An 18,354-nucleotide genomic window follows, 5' to 3' on the forward strand; every position below is an offset into this window, starting at 1 on the left:
TTAAGAATATAAGGTAATATAGGGCAAAAGCCTGCTATAAAGCGCTTACATATAAAGATAGAATGGAACGAGATCTTCGGGAAAGGCGGGGACGTATGAAAAAAATACCGATGATGCTGCAATTGGTGCTGATCCTATTCTTCGTTATGGCCATTCCGATCGCCATTCTGACCTGGTACAGCGGCACGCAAATCCTGCGCAATTCGGAGAGCGCCATCGCGGAGTCATCCCTTGCGGGATTGAATGCGAGCCGCAAGCTGAACGAGAATGCGCTAAGCAACCTGGCACAGGATGCGGTTCGGTTAGGAGCCACGAACCTCTTCGACCGAATCCGCAATTACCCGACCTATGCCACCCTGAACTCCAACTTTAACTTCGTAAGCAGCGCGCTCGCGGTAAACAAGGAACTGGTGAATTTGAACCACCGGGCGGACGGCGTATACTCCTCCTTCTTCCTCCTGGACGAAGCGGACTACGTCGTCTCGACCGACAAGGGAATCACGACGCTGGACCGATACGAAGATATCGGCTGGCTGGAGGAGGCGCTGTCCGATCGGCGAGGAATCAGCGGCGTCTGGTATCCGCGCAAGATGGAATCGGGAATCAACGTCGTTTCGTACGTATTCCCCTTGAACCGGTTGACCACGACCACTCGCGGAACGATTGTCGTCAATATTCGAGAGAGCCAGATCGGACAATACCTGCAATCGACGGAGAAGGGCGAGCAGGGGTATCTGCTGCTGGACTCGAGCGGTAGGATCATCTCGCACAATGACAAGAGCCTGCTGCTGACGAACGGAAGCTCGCTTCCTTACATGCAGGAAGTACTGGGCAGCAGCGCCGTCCAGGGGCACGCCTTCCACGAGATGAACGGCAAGCGACTGCTGTATACCTGGTCCCGTTCCCCTCTCTTGGATTGGTGGAACGTTCAGGTCTATTCCGTCGATGAGCTCATGACCAAGACCTATACGCTGCAGCGCAGCATTGTTCTGATTACGGTCATCATCATTTTCGCGGGCACGGCGTTGACCTTCTTGCTGGCTACCTGGCTCTCTAAGCCGATTCGAGAGCTCGTGAGGACGGTGCGGGCGAGAGGCAACCTGGGAGTCGCGAACAAGAACGAGCTTGCGTTCCTGGACGCGGCGTTCCGGCGAATGCAAGACGAAGAAGAAGGACTGTACAAGCTGCTGCGCGAACGCGAAAGGGATGCGCGGAGCCTGGCCGTCCACCGGCTGCTGAGAGGAGAGGCGTCGCCCCAGATCGACGAGATCTTCCCGGAGCCCTATTACCTGGTTGCCGTCGTCTCGATAGACGGGTACCGAAGATATGCGAGGAAGACGAACTCGGAGACCCGCAGCTATCACCGCTATCAGCTTCTCTCGCAATGCGAGAGCTTGTTCCCGGAGGGCGTTCGCGCCTTAGGCGCTTACCAAGGGGAAGGCCGCTTCGGGATCGTGATCAACTGCCCGCAGGAAGAGGCGGACAGCGGCTTCGAAGGGATCAAGGGTGCCCTTCATTCCATTCGGGAGCTGTCGGCGGAGCTGTTCGGCCACTCGGTGACCATTGGCGTCAGCAGCTTGGCGGATACGAGCACCCTCGCGTCCGATCAAACGGCGGAAGCGATGGAAGTGCTCAAGCATCGGATGATCGAAGGCAGCGGCGGGATCACCTTCTGGCGGCGGGAGCCGGAGAGCGGCAAGAAGTACATCTATCCCGCCAACAGCGAGAGACGGATCGTCAACTTCCTCGATGCCGGCGACCTCGAGAGCATTCGGAAGGAACTGGCCGTCATCCGCGAGGAGATTCAATCCGTGGCTTATATCTCTTACGATAACATCCTGTTTATCTATAACCAATTGGTCGGCGTCACGATCAAGCATCTGCGCGAGAACAACATCAGCACGACTCGGATCTTCTCGGGACGGGGCAATATTTATTCGGCGATCGCTTCCGTCGATACGCTGGATGAGCTGGAGGATTGCTTGAATGAGTTCTTCGGAGAGATTGCCCAGTACATGGAACGCAAGCAAGGAGAGATCAACTACGGAGAGCGGATCATCGGTTACCTGGAGGAGCATTACCGCGAGGACATCGTCTTCGAGAATATGGCCAAGGAGATCGGGATCAGCTATTCCTATATGCGCAAGATCGCGTATGAGCTGACCGGCAAAAGCCTGATCGACTATACGAACCTGCTTCGCATCGAAAAGGCCAAAGAGCTTCTGCTGGACACCCCCCTGACGATCTCGCAGATCGCATCCGAGGTCGGCTACTTCAACGTGCAGAGCTTCAACCGATTCTTCCGCAAATTCGAGGGCATGCCTCCAAGCAGCTACAAAGCCTCGAAGACGAGGTCCTCCTAATCCATTGGAGCCGTCCGGCCGGTCAGCGAGACTCGCCAGGGCGGCTTCACTTTTGCTTATGCTATTCAAAAATGATTCTGCGGCGCGAGATAAAGGGGCGCGGCGACTACCGTTAGGCGGAGTCGATCCTTTAAAAATCAATTGTGATACGCATGATCAATACTCACGATTTACGAGTTCGAGAGCGGAAGGGTATCATGAGACACAGCCTCGCCGATGTACCTAACATCGCAAGGCGGAGGATGTCATCCTGTGAGGAGGTGAGTATGTGAATGTTGAAAGCGCTTCAACTCCTTCGATTCCGCAAAATGTAACCGCTTTAAAAAGCAAGAAGAGGAAAAACAAGGGGATGACTTTTTTTCTCCGGCGAGATTGGCAGCTCTATTTGCTGCTCCTGTTCCCTCTCAGCTTCGTTCTGGTCTTCAAGTATGCGCCGATGACCGGGCTCGTTCTGGCCTTCAAGAACTATAAGATAGCGAAGGGCTTCTGGGGCAGCGAATGGGTCGGCTTCGAGGTGTTTAAGCAGATCTTCGACAAGCCCGACTTCATGCGGGCGGTGCGCAATACCTTGATGCTCAACGGCCTGGATTTGGTCTTCAGCTTCACGATGCCGATCCTGCTGGCGTTGCTGCTCAACGAGATCAAGGGGGTTCGGTTCAAGCGCGTCAACCAGACGCTGCTCTATCTGCCCCACTTCCTCTCGTGGGTTATTATCGGAGCCATCGCGTACCAACTGCTGAGCGAAGGCAACGGCGTCATCAATAACGTCATCGAGATGCTGGGCGGCAAGCGCATTCCGTTCCTGCAGGAGGATACCCATTGGCTGTTCAGTTACTTGGCCATCGGGGTGTGGCAGAGCATGGGCTGGGGAACGATCCTTTACCTGGCTTCCATCAGCAGCATCAATCCCGAGATGTACGAAGCCGCGACCGTGGACGGAGCGGGGAGGTGGAGAAAAGCATGGAACGTCACGCTGCCATCCATCCGCGTAACGATCGTGACCCTGCTTATCCTGAATCTCGGCAAGATCATGGAGGGCTCGTTCGAGAGGGTGTTCGCGCTCCAGAATAAAGCGACGACCGAATACACGACTACTATTCCGGTGCTTGTCTACCGGTGGGGGATCGAGAGCGGGAACTTCAGCCGCGCGACGGCGCTCGGATTGTTCCAGGCCGTGATCGGGCTCGTTCTCGTGCTCGTGGCGGACCGTATCGCCAAGAAGCTCGGCGAAGATGGATTAATTTAGAAGGAGGCGAACCATGAAAGCATCCGCCGGTACTCTTGCCGTCACCCGCAGAAGGCGCTTCGATATCTGGGATGTGCTGATCCGCCTCTCTCTGATCATCGCTTCGCTGGCTTGCTTGCTGCCGTTCGTTCACGTGGTGTCCAAGTCGTTCAGCGAAGACGCCTACGTTATCGCGAACAAGGTCATCCTGTGGCCCGAGGGCTTCACCGTAGAAGCCTACAAGAAAATCTTCGCCGACGACAGCATTCTCCGGTCGTTGTATGTGTCGGTCGCCGTAACGGCGCTGTTCACCGTCATCGGGATGATCCTCACGATCTGCGCCGCCTACCCGCTGTCGCGCAAACAATTGAAAGGCCGTTCGGCGCTCACCTTTATCTTCTTGTTTACCATGTACTTTCACGGAGGCATCATTCCGGACTATATGTTGGTCAACAACCTGCACATGCTGGATACGATGTGGTCTCTGGTTCTGCCGCTCGCGTTCAGCGCGTTTAATCTGCTCATCATGAAGACCGCCTTGTCCAGTTCCATACCGGACAGCCTCGAAGAATCGGCGAGGATCGACGGGGCGGGGCATTTCCGGATCCTGTGGAGCATCGTGCTGCCGCTATCGAAACCGATCATCGCCACGCTGTCGCTCTTCTACGCGGTAGGAAGGTGGAACAGCTACCAGGATGCCCTGTTCTACATCAAGCAGAATGTGGATATGCGGCCGCTGCAGCTTAAGCTGTACTACCTGGTCATCCAGGCAAGCGAGAGCTTCCAACTGGAAGCGACTCAAGTGCAGCTCAGCAACCCTGAAGTTCTCAAGGCGTCCTGCGTCGTGTTCGCGACGCTGCCGATCCTCTGCGTCTATCCGTTCATCCAGAAGTATTTCGTTCAAGGAGTCATGCTTGGAGCCATCAAGGAATAACGGCGAAATCGAATATTTCAAAATGGGGGAAAAACGATGAGCAAAAAGAGAATCGCTTCCGGAATCATGGCGTTGTGCGTCGGCTTGACCGCGCTAACGGCGTGTTCCAACAATAACAACAATTCGAACGCGAGCGGCAGCCCTAGCGACTCGGCGCCGCCCGCAAGCAATACGGCAAGCAATTCGCCTTCGGAAAGCGCCTCTTCCGGCAAATTCCCTGATTATTCGAAGGGCTTCCCGGAGAAGGTCAACCTTGAGATTCCGGTCTACGAGCGCGCGTTCGAAGGCTGGAACGTCACGGACAACTACTATACTCGCTGGATTCAGAAGGAGTTCGGCGACAAGTACAACGTGAACGTCAAGTTCGTCCCGATCACTCGAACGAGTGAGATACAGGATTATGAACAGCTGCTGGCATCCCATAAGGCTCCGGACATCATTTTCCACTACGACATGCCTCAAGCGCTGGCCTACTACGGCGAAGACGTCATGCAGGAGCTGAATTACGACGAGATCGCCAACTATGCGCCTACCTATTGGAAGAACATGAGCGCGACGATCGAGAAGTACGGCTCCGTCGACGGCAAGAAGGTGTTCTTCTTCGCGGCCCGTCCGGCCGCGGACAACTTCACGACGCTGATTCGCAAAGACTGGGTGGAGAAAGTCGGCATGAAGGTGGAAGACCTGACCTCCCTGGAGAAGTATAACGATATGCTTGCGAAGTGGAAGGCGGCGGGGCTGGGCGTTGCCGGCGGAACCCTCCTGCAGAATAACTATAACTTTAACTACGCGTTCCGGGAGTGGCCGGTCGATGCGAAGGAGCGGGCGCTGTATTCCGATCTGGGCGTTGCCGACCTGACGACCAAGTGGACGGAAGACTATCTCCGCAACCTCAACTATCAGTACAATAACGGCTTGCTGGACAAGGAATTCTACCTGCGCAACGACGATGCGAAGACCAAGGCGGAATTCGTGGCCGGCAAGACCGGCACTTACGCTCTCTACCTGGCTAGCAACACGGATGTTCTGACCTCGACTCTGGCGAACAACGCGAATGCTCAATTCGCCATCCTTCCTCCGGAAGCCCAGGTTCCGGAAGGCAAGAAGCCGCAAGGCCGCGGCTACTGGCCGTTCGGCTTCATCATGGGCATCAACTATGAATCGACTCCGGAAGAGCGCGCCGCCGTATGGATGTACCTGGAATGGATGAGCCAGCCGGCTAACCTGTTCTTCCTGCAGAACGGCGTCGAAGGCCAGAACTATACGCTCGATTCCGAAGGCATCCCGGTCAAGGCCGCCGATTACGCCGGCGAATCCAAGCTGTCCAACAACAACAACAAGGACTATTGGGCTCTCGTCACGGAGATGGCGCAATTCGACACTCCGGAGAAGACCCGCACGGCGTACCTCCGCAACTGGTCGCCTCCAGGCTACGAGTCGTTGGCCGAGGACATCTACAAGTACTATCAGGACACGGCGGAATACCGGACGCCGGACGCGCTGTTCAGCGTCGTGCTCGATTCGGTCAACGAATACAAGGCCGATCTGAACTCCCTGTTCCAAGAGCTGTACGTCAAGTGCGTGCTCGCGCCGACGGCTGACTTCGACAAAACGTACGAAGCCGCCAAGAAGACGTATCTGGATGCCGGCTATCAGGATATTCTCGACGAGAAGCAGAAGGCGATCGACGCCGGCAAATTCAGCTAATCGGCAACCGAAGGCCAAAGCATCGGAGCCCCTGCGAATCCGCAGGGGCTCTGGATCTAAAGGAGTGGACAACTTGAAGCTGAACGCATCTCCTGCCGAGTTGAAGCAAACGATCGATCGCGTCGTTGCGTACACCTTCGGCATGGACCTGACCTGGGACTGGCCGGGCGGAGTCGCCTTCTACGGCGTCAGCCGGGCTTTCGAGGCGACCGGCGAGCCGGCTTACCTGGAACGTATGGCCGCGTGGGTAGAAGAGTATATCGAAGCCGGGCTTCCGGGCTGGACGGTGAACGCCTGCGCGATGGGGCACATGCTGCTCACCCTCTACGAACAGACGAAGGAGCAGAAATACCTCGATATCCTCCTGAGCAAGGTGGATTATCTGGAGAATCGAGCGCTGCGATTCGGGGATCGGGTGCTCCAGCATACGGTGTCTTCCAAGAACGATTTTCCCGAGCAATGCTGGGCCGATACGCTGTTCATGGCCGCTTACTTCATGCTGCGAGTCGGCGTGACGTTAGGAGAGAAGCGCCTTGTCGACGATGCGCTGCATCAGTTCTACTGGCACATTCATTATTTGCAGGACGAGAATACGGGGCTGTGGTATCACGGCTATAACCATATCCAGAAGGATCACATGTCCGGCATGTACTGGGCACGCGCGAACGCTTGGGCGGCCTACACGATGTCGCGCGCGGCGAAGGGCTTGCCGGAAGGCTATCTGTATCCTCCGATGATGCACATCTGGAGCTCCTTGAGGGATCAATTAGCGGCGATCAAACGGCTGCAGCACGAAGACGGACTCTGGGGAACCGTGCTTGACTACCCGGAAGCGTACGGCGAAGTGTCGGCTACCGCCGGCATCGCCTCCGCGATGGTCGTGCAGGGGAATCCGCTTCATGCGAAGTACGTGCAGAAGGCGCTCGGCGGCCTTCGGGCCAATATCGCGGACAACGGCCGGGTGCTGGGCGTGTCCGGAGGAACCGCCGTCATGAAGGACATCGCGGGCTACCTCGGCATCGACAGGAAATGGGCGCAAGGCTGGGGACAAGGGCTGGCTCTTGCTTTCCTTACGGCTGTCTTGGAGAGTGTCGAGGCTCGCGAGGGAGATTAGGCGACCTAACAGAGAATAATCGGAATGGTGACCGCCGCGAATACAGCGGCTTTGCAAGGTTTTCCGAACTTAGGCGGCCTCTCCCACTCGCTCAGGAAACCTATTGTCCTGAGCGAGTGGGAGAGGAGCAGTAAGGAGACGGAGATACCCATAAACGCATGCGAACAAAGCGACCCGGAGCGGGTCGCTCTTGCTTTAGCCGATTAAGCGGATTGCCGCTTCTTCTTTAATCGGCCCGCTTAGCCAAGCTCATCTCGACGCACATCAGAATAAAGGCGCCGACGCCATGCAGGTCGTTCTCGCTTGTCGGACGCGCGATGTAATGGGCGTAGTCGCCGATGCCGGTGCCGATGCAGATCTGCCCGATGACGACGTAGCCGTTCTCGTCGAACTTAAGCGTATCGATAACGCCTTGGTATCCCTTCCAAGCGACATTCATATACTCGGGATCGAGATAGCCGAAGCGAACGGCCTTGGCGATGGCGTGAACGTACAGAGCGGTACAGGAATTCTCGAGCCAGTTGCCCGGACGGTCTCCCTTGTCGACGACCTGATACCACAAGCCGGTCGCCTCGTCCTGGAATTTCGGCAGCGCCGCCAGCAAGTTTTGCAGAATCTCGACCAGCTTGGCTTTGTCAGGATGGTCGCCCGGCATATACTCGAACATCTCGAGCAAGGCGACCGGATACCATCCGATCGCGCGGCCCCAGAATTCGGGAGCGAGACCGGAAGCCGGGTCCGCCCACGCCGCTTCGCGAGTCTCGTCCCACCCGTGATACAAGAGGCCGGTAACCGGATCCTTCGTGCGCTTCTCCATCAGGATCGCTTGGAACGCCATCCGATCGAAATAATCGCTCTCTCCGAACGTCTTGCCATACATGACGGCGATCGGCCCGGCCATGTACAGCCCGTCCAGCCACATCTGATTCGGATAGCGCCCTTTGTGCCAGATGCCTCCCGACGGGTTGGTCGGCCACGACTTGAGCAGCGGAACCAAGGTATGCAGAGCTTGGCGATACCGTTCGTCTCCCGTCTGCTCGTACAGGTTGAAGAGCAGGACGCCCGGCTGGATATCGTCCAACTCGTCGGGATTATACTTCTTGATGCGGCCGTCCGGCTCAATCTGGCTGTCCACCCAACGTTTGATGTACTCGTAATAGCTGCTTTTCCCCGTCAGCCGCCAGGTCTTCTCCATCCCGGACAGGAAGACTCCCTGGTGGTAGTGGAACCGGTCCGGCGGAAGCTGCTCCGGCTCGAACTTCGCCATAAGCGCCTCGCAAGCTTTTTCCGCCCATTCTATCGGAGTTAGGGTTGTCGTTGATCGATTCATCGCAAGTGTGCCTCCTTCTAAATGATTAACCTTATCTTAGCATCGGAGAATGTACATTTTGTGCAGGTTTAACGGAAAACCTCTTATATCTTGCGGCAATCATGAGGAGGCGTATAATAGAAAAATAGAGTCGGAGAGGGGGGACGGCGGGTGGAGGATCTGCGTTACGAGAACGAGGAGGGGACCTTCTCGGTCTCCTATCGGAAGGCGCTCAGCCATCATATGGCGACAAGCCATTTTCACAGCACGTATGAGATCTTCTACCTGATGTCCGGCCAGAGGGAGTTCTTCTTGAAGGATCGGACGCTTGTGGCTAGAGAAGGCGACGTCATCCTCATCTCGCCGAACGTCCTGCATCGAACGACGAATGCGGAGAAGCCGAAGCATGAGCGGCTTGTCCTTAACCTCCATAAGAGCTGCATGACGTTGGGACAGGGAGCCGTCTCGCACGTTCTTCTTCCGATGCTGGACCGGGAATACGTAATTGTGAGAAGCGCTTTGCAGGATCGGATTGCGATCGAAGCGCTTGCCCAGTCGATTATTCGCGAGACGCACGAGAGAAGGCCGGGCTTCGAGGTGTATGCTCAGACGCTGGCAATGCAGCTGCTTATCGTCTGCTGCAGGCAAATCGAGCAGAACCGAATGGAGAAGCTGGAGGCCCCTAGCCCGATGCATGAGCGCATCTCGGAGATTGTCCGTTACATCAACGACCATTACGCGGAGGAGCTCTCGCTTACGATTCTAGCGGATCAATTCTATCTCAGTCCCTATTACTTGAGCCGCTTCTTCAAGGAAGCGACGGGCTTTACTTTCGTAGAATACTTGAACAGCGTCCGGGTCAAGGAAGCGAAGAAGCTGCTGGAACACTCCTCGATGAAGGCGAACCTGATCGCCAGAAAAGTAGGATTCGGCAGCGTGACGCACTTCGGCCGGGTGTTCAAGTCGGTGACGGGGCACGCGCCTCTGTATTATCGCAGAGGGAAGAAAGATTAGGCACGGATAATAAAATCCCCAACGGCCAGCGGCCGTTGGGGATTTCCTGTTTAACTCTGCATTGTTCGCCGAACAAGAGGCAGGAAGAGGTCGTCGACAATCTCCCGGATGGCCTCATCGGTCAGAGGAGTGCGAGTCGTCAACAGCTCGTACCGCACCAGATCGACGGGCAAGCCGATCACGCGTTGCGGCAGCTTGCCAAGCTCGACTTCTCCGCGTTGGTCCGCCTGCCGCAGAATATTCCTTATCGAATTGACGAGAATGTCATCCGGTCGCGGAGGCAGAGTCATCTTGGAGAGCAGCTCGTCCCCGTGAATATCGACCATCAAGCCTTTAATCGTCTCAACGCCGATCATCTGCATGGGCTTGATCAAACCGTGCAGCAAGGCAAGCACATCCTCGCGAAGATCTCCCGTATCCGGCGATTCGATCGCAGGCTTGGGCCCGAACTTCTTCAGAGCGGCAATGATCAGCTTGGCCTTATTGGGCCAACGGCGATAGACAGCCGTCTTGTTCGTCTGCGCGCGAGCGGCGACAGCCTCCATTGTCATCTTGGAGTAACCCGTCTCCTGCAGTTCCTCCCAAGCGGCTCGAAGGATGGCATTCTCCAGAACGTCGCCCCGACGGCGACTGCCGCCCGGTTGGCCCTCCTCGTTTGCATTCGGCCTCTTTTGTTTATTTTCCGCCATATCTCGATTCCATCTCCCGATGTCGTCTTTATGCCTTACATCCTTAAAAAGATTATATTGCATTTTCGCAAAAATTCGAATAAGGTATTCATATAAGGTACGGTACGTACCGTACCCTAAATGAATAGCGAGAGGTGTATTCCGATGGCGATGAGCCAAACAGAGGTCGTAAAGCCTCCAAAAGAAAAAATAGACCGTCAAATTCTGAAGGTCGCTCTTATTCTCGTATTCGGGGCTATCGCATCCCAGTTGGATTCGACGATGGTCAACGTGGCTATCGACCAATTGGCGGCCGACCTGCACAGCACGGTCGCGGCGATCCAATGGGTCGTAACGGGCTATGTCCTGACGATGGGTCTGGCCGTTCCGATATCGGGATGGGCCATCCAACGTTTCGGCGGGAAAAGGGTGTACCTATTCTCGCTCGTCATTTTCCTGGTGTCATCCATCTTGTGCTCGCTAGCGTGGAATACCGGCAGCCTGATCGGCTTTCGGCTTCTGCAGGGGATAGGCGCGGGATTATTGGTTCCGACGATGCAGAATGTTCTCGTTCAATCGGCAGGAGGGCGCAACCTTGGCCGGCTGATCGCGATCATCAGCATTCCCGCGCTGCTTGGCCCGATTCTCGGACCCGTGATCGGCGGCCTTATCATGGACAATCTCAGCTGGCGCTGGATTTTCTACGTGAATATTCCGATCATGCTCATCGCCCTATGGCTGGGCTTGCGGCATATTCCGTCCGACGAGGGATCCGGCAGCAAGCCTGCGCTGGACATGACCGGCTTGCTATTGTTGTCACCTGCTTTCGCGGCGCTTATTTACGGGATCTCGGAGATCAGCTCCCATGGCGGGCTGAACAACGTGGGAGTTTGGCTTCCTCTAGCGTCGGGAATCGCGCTTATGGCTGCCTATGCGATATACGCGCTGCGCACAAGCAAAATGCCGTTAGTGGACCTTCATTTGTTTGCATCCCGGCATTTTCTAGCTTCGAATGTGACGCTCTTCCTGTCGGGGATGGTGATGAATGGTGCTTTGCTGCTCCTACCCTTGTATTATCAACAGGTTCGGGGTGAAGGCGTGCTGGAGACCGGGCTTCTATTGATCCCGCAAGGGGTTGGGATGCTGCTTACGCGAGCCTGGATCGGGAAGCTCTCCGATCGGATGGGAGCCAGGAACATCGTGTTGATCAGCCTGTTGGTTACGCTCGTCGGTACGATTCCGTTCGCTTTGGCAGAAACGGATACGAATCACATCTTGCTGGCAGCGGCACAGTTGGTGAGGGGAGCGGCTCTTAACGGAATTCTGATTCCGATCATGGTGTCCGCGTACGAAGGATTAAACAAGGAGCAGATTCCTCACGCCAGCATCTCGACCCGCATCTTCCAGACGATCGGCGGCGCGTTCGGCTCCGCCATCTTGGCAACGGTGATCGGCCATCAGATGACCAACCGGATGGGCGTAAATCTCCAAACGATCTCCGATGCCTACCAGGTTGCCTTCTGGTGGTCGGCTGGCTTCACGGCGGCTTCGTTTATTCCGGCTCTGCTGTTGTCCAATAAGCCGAAAGGTAAATAGACGCGAATACCCCCGCCGATGGCGGGGGTTCTTCTCTATATAGCAATGTTATTAACCCTTATTCGGATAAGGATCGATCGTGCGGATGGTGCCGTCCTCTTCGTAGAAGAGCTCCGTAAATTTAACGCTTCTCTTGTTATCGGCGCCGCCGGACAGGGAGCTGTCGTGGTAGAACAGGTACCACTTGTCCTGATATTGAACGATGGAATGATGGGTCGTCCAGCCGATGACCGGAGTCAGGATCGTACCCTTGTATTCGTAAGGACCGAGCGGATTGCGGCTCACGGCATAGACGATGCGATGCGTGGATCCGGTCGAATAAGACAAATAATAAAGATCGTTATGCTTGTGAACCCACGGGCCTTCGAAGTAGCGTCTCTCCTCGTCGCCTGCGGTGATCGGATGACCGTTCTCGTCCAGAATGGAGATCTCGAGCGCCTCGCCCTTGAAGCCGAGCATGTCGTCGGTCAGTTCGGCGACGCGCGGCCCGAGAGCAGGCTCCGTCGGAGCGGGACCTTCCGCATCGGCGACGAATTCGCCGGTTTGCCATTTCTCTAACTGGCCGCCCCAGAGGCCGCCGAAGAATACGTAGGACTTGCCGTCATCGTCGCACAGGACGGCCGGGTCGATGCTGAAGCTGCCCGGGATATAATTCGGTTCCGGCTTGAACGGACCGGCCGGCGTATCCGAGACGGCGACGCCCAACCGGAAGATGCCGTCATGGTCGCGAGCGGGGAAGAACAGGTAGTACTTGCCGTTCTTGTAGGCGGCATCGGGAGCCCAGAGCTGCTGGCTAGCCCAAGGAATGTCGCGGAGATGAAGCGCCTCGCCGTGATCTTCGCATTCCGTGAGGTCCTCGTTCAGCGACAGGATGTGATAATCCTCCATGTCGTACTGGTCGCCGTTGTCGTTCGACTCCTTCACATGGTCAAGGTCATGGGATGGGTAGACATAAAGCTTGCCTTCGAATACGTGAGCGGAAGGATCCGCGGTATAAATATGGGTGACGAGCGGCTCGTTCTGTTTGATTGGATTAGACAAGCAGACAACCTCCTAAATGTGCTATGCGCATGAGCTGTAAGCGCTATCTTTACTAAACGCAATAATCTTACCAGATTTCCACCTCTTTGCCACCCCAACTTTATTGTGTTTTTCACCCATAAATTTTAGATAATGCACGCTGAGGGCGATGGAGAAGGAACGGCTGTCCGTAACCTACCCATTTATGATAAAGTAAACGGGAATTGAACTCTTTATTCGAAACAGGTGACAGATAGCAATGTCCAAGTGGGGCGGAATGAACACGCTGCGCAACCAGATCTTCGCGGGCTTCACGGTGACCATGATCGTGGTGCTTTCCTTTGCGGGCGTTTACATCTTCGGGCAAGTCTCGGACCTGCTGCGCAACAGCGCGGAGAAGCATATCCAACAGACCGCCGTGCAGATGAACGGACGGCTCGACGCGCTCTTGGGCCAGATCGATTCGCTGACGACGGAGGTCGTAACGAATTCTTACGTGCAGAACCTCCTCCTGAACGAAGTCTCGGGCGTACACGCCAACTTCAACGAGAGGCAATCGTTGCTGCAGATTGTGAACGGTTACATGTCTTATTCTTCCGGAATCCAATCGTTGGAGCTGTACACGAAAGACTACCATCGGCTGTTTCCGCTAGACGATATCAGCCTGCCGAACCGGGTGTCGGAGGAATGGATCCGGGAAGCAGACCAGACGAAGGGGCGGCTCGTATGGGCCGGGTTGGATCCGAGGCAGCCGAATACCGTGCTTGCGGTCCGGCGGGTAAGCTTGATCGATCACGGCTATTCCGCCGGCGGATACGTGGCGGTGCGGATCCATTGCGATTATTTCGATATGAACGAATCCGAAGACGAGAACGACTCATCGAGCAACGAATACATGCTGCTGGCCGACGGCAGAGGCCAGACGATTACGTCGGATCTGACGCCGAAGGATGCTTACTCGGTGCTTAAACAGAGCGGGGGAACCGTTAAGATCGGCGGAGAGAAATACTTGGCCGTAAGGCAGAATTCGGCCAAGACGGGCTGGTCGCTTGTGCTGCTGACACCCATCCAGGCAACGACCGAAGGAATCTCGGTTCTTAGAACGGCTCTATACGTATCGATTGGCGTCGGAGCCGTGGCGTTTCTGCTGTTAAGCCTCCTATTGTCGACGGTCGTGACCCGGCCGATTCTTAAGCTGATGCGAACGATGCGAAGCGCCCGGATCGGCGGACTCAAGGAGAATCCGTCGCCGGCGCCGAAGATCGCGTCGCTGGAGATTCGCGAGCTCAACAACACGTACAATCAGATGGTTGCTCACATGAACGAGCTGATTCAGGTGGTTTATGAGAAGGAGATCACGCAGAGCCGGACGGAGCTTAAAGCTCTTCAAGCGCAGATCAATCCGCATTTTCTGTTCAACACGTTGGAAGCTTTCTATTGGTCCCTTGACGAGAAAGGGGAAGAAGAGCTCGCGCGCATCGTCGTGGCGATGTCCGGCTTGTTCCGATACGTCATCGGCAAGACCGGGATGGAAGACGAATGGGTCACGATCAACGACGAGCTGGAGCATGTCGAGCGCTACCTGCAGATCATGACGATGCGTCTCGGCGATCGCTTAAGCTGGAGAATCGAAGCGGAACCCGGAATCCGGAACGTACCGATTCCGAAGCTGCTGATCCAGCCGCTTGTCGAGAATGCCATCCTTCACGGAGTGGAAGGCAAGCTCGGTCCCGGTTCGGTCGCGGTCGAAGCGTTCGCTTCTCCGGAGCGGCCGGGCTGCGCCGTCTTGAAGGTCAGCGACGACGGCCCGGGAATGGACGAGGAGACGGTGGTGAAGCTTCTTCGCTCTGCCGAGAGCCGCCCGCCCGGCTCCTCCAAGAGGGGAACGGGAGTGGCCATCGCGAACGTGCAGAGGAGATTGAAGCTGTACTTCCCGGATAAGACGGAAGAAGCCGCGGCTAGCGGCTTGAAGATCGACAGCGAACCTGGCAGAGGAACGTCGATCAGCTTCGAGATCAAGATACCAAGGACAGAGGAGAGCACGAGATGAAGACGCTATTGATCGTGGACGACGAACCGCGCACGCGGCAAGGGGTCAAGAAGACGCTGGAAGCCTGGTCGGCCGGACGCTTAAGAATCGAGACCGCCGCAAGCGGCGTGGAAGCGCTTGAATGGATGGAGGAGAACCCGACCCATCTGATTATTACCGATGTGCGCATGCCCGAACTCGGCGGCCTGCAGATGCTGGAGCGGATGTCCCAGGCGCCAACGAAGCCGGTCGTGATCGTCATCTCCGGCCATGCGGAGTTCGAGTACGCCCATAAGGCCCTTCAACTCGGAGTCGTCGAATATTTGCTGAAGCCGCTGGATAAGACTAAGCTGATCCATTCCGTGGAGAAGGCGCTGGAGCTTGAAGAGGACCGTCTTCGAATCGGCCGGATGGAGAAGCTCCTAGATCCCAAGCTGTTGGAAGCGGGGCAAGTGGAAGCCAAGTACGGCCAGCATGTTCGCGACGCTATCGCCTACATCGAAGGGCACCTGCAGGATCCGATCGGCATGAAGCAGGTAGCGGATCACCTGCATATGAACGCAAGTTACTTCAGCGTGCTGTTCAAGGAACAGACGGGAATGACCTTCAGCGATTACTTGACTCGGAAGCGGCTACAGCGCGCGAAGGAGCTGCTCGCCCAGACCCGGATGCCGATCTGGGAGGTCGCGGAGAAGATCGGTTATCAGACCGCGAAATACTTCATCAAAGTGTTCAAGGACAGCGAGTCCGTCAGTCCGACTCAATACCGTCAGCAGGTTTCGGACCCGGAAGAAACGATCAAATAATAGTGGAACTTCTCCCAATGGTCGTTTCCTTATGCAAGGAGGCGAGCGGTGCTAGAATGTATGACAGCGGTTACACGCTAACTGTGCTAGTACAAATGGGGAGGAAAAAGAAATGAAACGTATTCTGGCTGTTACCACCACGGCGCTCGTTATGGCATCCGCTTTAAGCGCTTGCGGAAGCAACTCGAACTCGGGCTCGTCCGGCGACGCAAGCTCGAGCCCGTCCGCTAGCCCAAGCTCTTCCGCAAGCACGTCCGAAGTGTCTTCCAACGGTTCCGGAGAACAAGTCACCATCAATCTCTGGACGTTCACGGACGAGATTCCGAACATGGAAGCCAAGTTTATTGCGACTCACCCTGATGTGAATGTTAAATTCAAAAATACGATCATCGCGACGACGGACGGAGCTTACCAACCGGCTCTTGACCAAGCTCTTGCCGCCGGCGGCAAAGACGCGCCGGACATCTACGCGGCGGAATCGGCATTCGTCCTCAAGTACACGCAAGGCGACGCTTCCGGCTATGCCGCTAACTACGCGGACATCGGCCTGACCGACGATATGGTGAAGGACGCCGGCATCTCCCAATATTCCGTTGATATCGGCACATTGGACGGCAAATTGAAAGGCCTCGGCTACCAAGCAACTGGCGGCGCTTTCATCTATCGCCGCTCGATCGCCAAAGACGTCTTCGGCACGGACGATCCGGCAACGATCAAGGGCATCGTCGGCCCAGGCTGGGACAAGTTCTTCGACGCAGCCGCCAAGCTGAAGGATAAGGGTTATGCGATCGTTTCCGGCGACGGCGACATCTGGCACCCGATCGAGAACAGCTCCGACAAGGGCTGGATCGTGGACGGCAAGCTTCATATCGATCCGAAGCGCGAGCAGTTCCTTGATTATTCCAAGAAGCTGACTACCGAAGGTTATTCCAACGGTTCGCAAGACTGGCAGGAATCTTGGTTCGCGGATATGTCCGGCTCCGGCCCTAAACCGGTCTTCGGCTTCTTCGGTCCTGCATGGCTCATTAACTATACGATGGGCGATAATGCGAAGGATACGAAAGGCGACTGGGCGGTTACCGAGCCGACGACCGGCTTCTTCTGGGGCGGCACTTGGGTTCTCGCCAACAAGGACGTCACCAAGAACGACGCCAAGGCGAAAGCCGTTGCCGAGTTCATCAAGTGGATTACTCTCGACACTTCCGACACGGGCCTCCAGAATTACTGGGCTAACGGCACGCTTAAGGACGGAGAGCAAGGCACGAAGGACAGCGTAGCTTCCTCCGTTGTCATGTCGAAGTCTAACGGCACGCTCGACTTCCTGGGCGGACAGAACATGTTCGACGTATTCGTTCCGGCCAACGCCAACGCGACGGGCAAGAACCTGACCCAGTACGACGAGTCGATCAACCAAATCTGGCGCGACCAGGTGCGCGCTTACGCTTCCGGCCAGAAGAGCCGCGAAGACGCGCTCAAGGCCTTCAAGCAGACCGTCAAGGATCAGCTCGGTATCGAAAGCGAGTAATAAAGGCGCCGAAGGGGCGGGCGAATTTTAACCCGCCCCTTTATCTAATTGAACGGGGTGAGGGAACATGCGCCGCAAGGGAGTAAGCTACGCGAAATACGGTTATATTTTCAGTCTTCCATTTATTTTAGTCTTCTTGGTTTTCTCTCTCTATCCGATTTTGTATACCGCGGTTATTGGCTTTACCGACATGAAGGGATTAATTCCGAAGCCGATCCATATCCTGGACAATCCGTTCCAGAACTTTAAGGATCTTCTTTTCGACAACGTCTCATTCCGGGAATCTCTCGGCAACACCTTCTTTCTCTGGATTATCAACTTTATCCCTCAGATAGCTCTCGCGCTTCTGCTCACCGCTTGGTTCACCAACAAGCGCCTCAATCTAAAGGGGCAAGGCGCGTTTAAAGTGCTGCTCTATATGCCGAATATTATCACGGCCAGTACGATTGCCGTGCTATTTAGTACGTTGTTCGCCTATCCGATGGGTCCCGTGAACAGCTTGTTCCATGCACTGGGCATATCCGACGCTCCGATCAACTTCCTTCAGGACAAAATGACCGCGCGCGGCATCGTCGGCTTCATTCAATTCTGGATGTGGTACGGCAACACGATGATCGTTCTTATCGCAGGCGTTATGGGCATCAATCCCGCTTTATTCGAAGCTGCTTCCATTGACGGAGCGAACGCGGTCCAGACCTTCTTCCGGGTCACGCTGCCAAGCCTGCGGACGATCATGCTGTACACGCTGATCACGTCGATGATCGGCGGTTTGCAGATGTTCGATATTCCGCAGCTGTTCATCACCCCGGCAGGCGGACCGGACAACGCTACTCTCACCACTTCGGTGTTCATCTACGGGCAAGCGTTCAAGGGAAGCTATATGTATAACAAAGCCGCAGCTGCAAGCATGATCATGTTCGTGATTGCGGCGGCAATGTCCGCGCTGCTCTTCTACTTGATGCGCGACCGCGATGCTTCGAAATTCAAGAAACAGCAGAAAAAGCTGAAGAAAGCTGCCAAAGCAGCGGCAAGGGAGGCGTAATC

At 55.9% G+C, this 18,354-nt stretch carries 14 protein-coding genes; 11 read left to right on the plus strand and 3 right to left on the minus strand.

Annotated features, from left to right (window positions below; genetic code table 11):
• Nucleotides 1-95: 95 nt before the first annotated feature.
• From ELR57_RS04995 to ELR57_RS05015, 5 genes are all read left to right on the plus strand, one after another.
• Nucleotides 96-2,363 carry a helix-turn-helix domain-containing protein gene (locus tag ELR57_RS04995; protein ID WP_126957909.1) on the plus strand — a complete coding sequence of 756 codons (2,268 nt, stop codon included), beginning with the start codon at nt 96-98 and terminating at the stop codon, nt 2,361-2,363.
• A gap of 268 nt (nt 2,364-2,631) precedes the next feature.
• Nucleotides 2,632-3,609: an ABC transporter permease gene (locus ELR57_RS05000; RefSeq protein WP_370452209.1), complete on the plus strand. Its 978-nt coding sequence runs from the start codon at nt 2,632-2,634 to the stop codon at nt 3,607-3,609.
• Between the two features lie 13 nt (nt 3,610-3,622).
• Entirely contained in the window at nt 3,623-4,522 is a 900-nt protein-coding gene (locus tag ELR57_RS05005; protein ID WP_126957913.1) for a carbohydrate ABC transporter permease, read from the plus strand.
• A 36-nt stretch (nt 4,523-4,558) separates the two neighbouring features.
• A complete protein-coding gene (locus ELR57_RS05010) occupies nt 4,559-6,229 on the plus strand; it encodes a type 2 periplasmic-binding domain-containing protein (RefSeq protein WP_126957915.1) in 1,671 nt (556 codons plus the stop codon).
• 73 nt (nt 6,230-6,302) lie between these two features.
• Nucleotides 6,303-7,343 carry a glycoside hydrolase family 88/105 protein gene (locus tag ELR57_RS05015; protein ID WP_238162406.1) on the plus strand — a complete coding sequence of 347 codons (1,041 nt, stop codon included), beginning with the start codon at nt 6,303-6,305 and terminating at the stop codon, nt 7,341-7,343.
• Between the two features lie 226 nt (nt 7,344-7,569).
• Here the strand turns inward: ELR57_RS05015 and ELR57_RS05020 are convergent, their stop codons facing one another.
• Nucleotides 7,570-8,673: a glycoside hydrolase family 88/105 protein gene (locus tag ELR57_RS05020; protein ID WP_126957919.1), complete on the minus strand. Its 1,104-nt coding sequence runs from the start codon at nt 8,671-8,673 to the stop codon at nt 7,570-7,572.
• A gap of 150 nt (nt 8,674-8,823) precedes the next feature.
• Between ELR57_RS05020 and ELR57_RS05025 the strand changes: the two genes are divergently transcribed.
• The gene (locus ELR57_RS05025; RefSeq protein WP_126957921.1) at nt 8,824-9,666 is read left to right on the plus strand and encodes an AraC family transcriptional regulator; all 843 of its coding nucleotides are present in this window, start codon (nt 8,824-8,826) and stop codon (nt 9,664-9,666) included.
• A 50-nt stretch (nt 9,667-9,716) separates the two neighbouring features.
• Here ELR57_RS05025 and ELR57_RS05030 read toward each other — a convergent pair whose 3' ends face one another.
• Nucleotides 9,717-10,355, minus strand: a complete 639-nt coding sequence (locus tag ELR57_RS05030; protein WP_126957923.1) for a TetR/AcrR family transcriptional regulator — start codon at nt 10,353-10,355, stop codon at nt 9,717-9,719.
• A gap of 144 nt (nt 10,356-10,499) precedes the next feature.
• On the opposite strand from ELR57_RS05030, the gene ELR57_RS05035 reads away from it, so the two are divergent.
• Entirely contained in the window at nt 10,500-11,930 is a 1,431-nt protein-coding gene (locus ELR57_RS05035) for an MDR family MFS transporter (RefSeq protein WP_126957925.1), read from the plus strand.
• 51 nt (nt 11,931-11,981) lie between these two features.
• Here ELR57_RS05035 and ELR57_RS05040 read toward each other — a convergent pair whose 3' ends face one another.
• Nucleotides 11,982-12,971, minus strand: coding sequence for a glycoside hydrolase family 43 protein (locus tag ELR57_RS05040; RefSeq protein WP_126957927.1), 990 nt, complete (start codon nt 12,969-12,971; stop codon nt 11,982-11,984).
• A 238-nt stretch (nt 12,972-13,209) separates the two neighbouring features.
• Here ELR57_RS05040 and ELR57_RS05045 point away from each other — a divergent pair, with 238 nt between their 5' ends.
• The 4 genes from ELR57_RS05045 (at nt 13,210) to ELR57_RS05060 (ending at nt 18,352) form a co-directional block, all read left to right on the plus strand.
• Complete coding sequence (locus tag ELR57_RS05045) at nt 13,210-15,000, plus strand: cache domain-containing sensor histidine kinase (protein ID WP_126957929.1); 1,791 nt, start codon at nt 13,210-13,212, stop codon at nt 14,998-15,000.
• A complete protein-coding gene (locus ELR57_RS05050) occupies nt 14,997-15,785 on the plus strand; it encodes a response regulator transcription factor (RefSeq protein WP_126957931.1) in 789 nt (262 codons plus the stop codon). Before ELR57_RS05045 ends, ELR57_RS05050 begins: the two co-directional genes overlap by 4 nt.
• Nucleotides 15,786-15,897: 112 nt before the next feature.
• A complete protein-coding gene (locus ELR57_RS05055; RefSeq protein WP_126957933.1) occupies nt 15,898-17,310 on the plus strand; it encodes an ABC transporter substrate-binding protein in 1,413 nt (470 codons plus the stop codon).
• Between the two features lie 190 nt (nt 17,311-17,500).
• Nucleotides 17,501-18,352, plus strand: a complete 852-nt coding sequence (locus tag ELR57_RS05060; protein WP_238162407.1) for a carbohydrate ABC transporter permease — start codon at nt 17,501-17,503, stop codon at nt 18,350-18,352.
• The last annotated feature ends 2 nt before the right edge of the window (nt 18,353-18,354 follow it).

Source organism: Cohnella sp. AR92, assembly GCF_003990975.1.
GTDB lineage: Bacteria > Bacillota > Bacilli > Paenibacillales > Paenibacillaceae > Cohnella.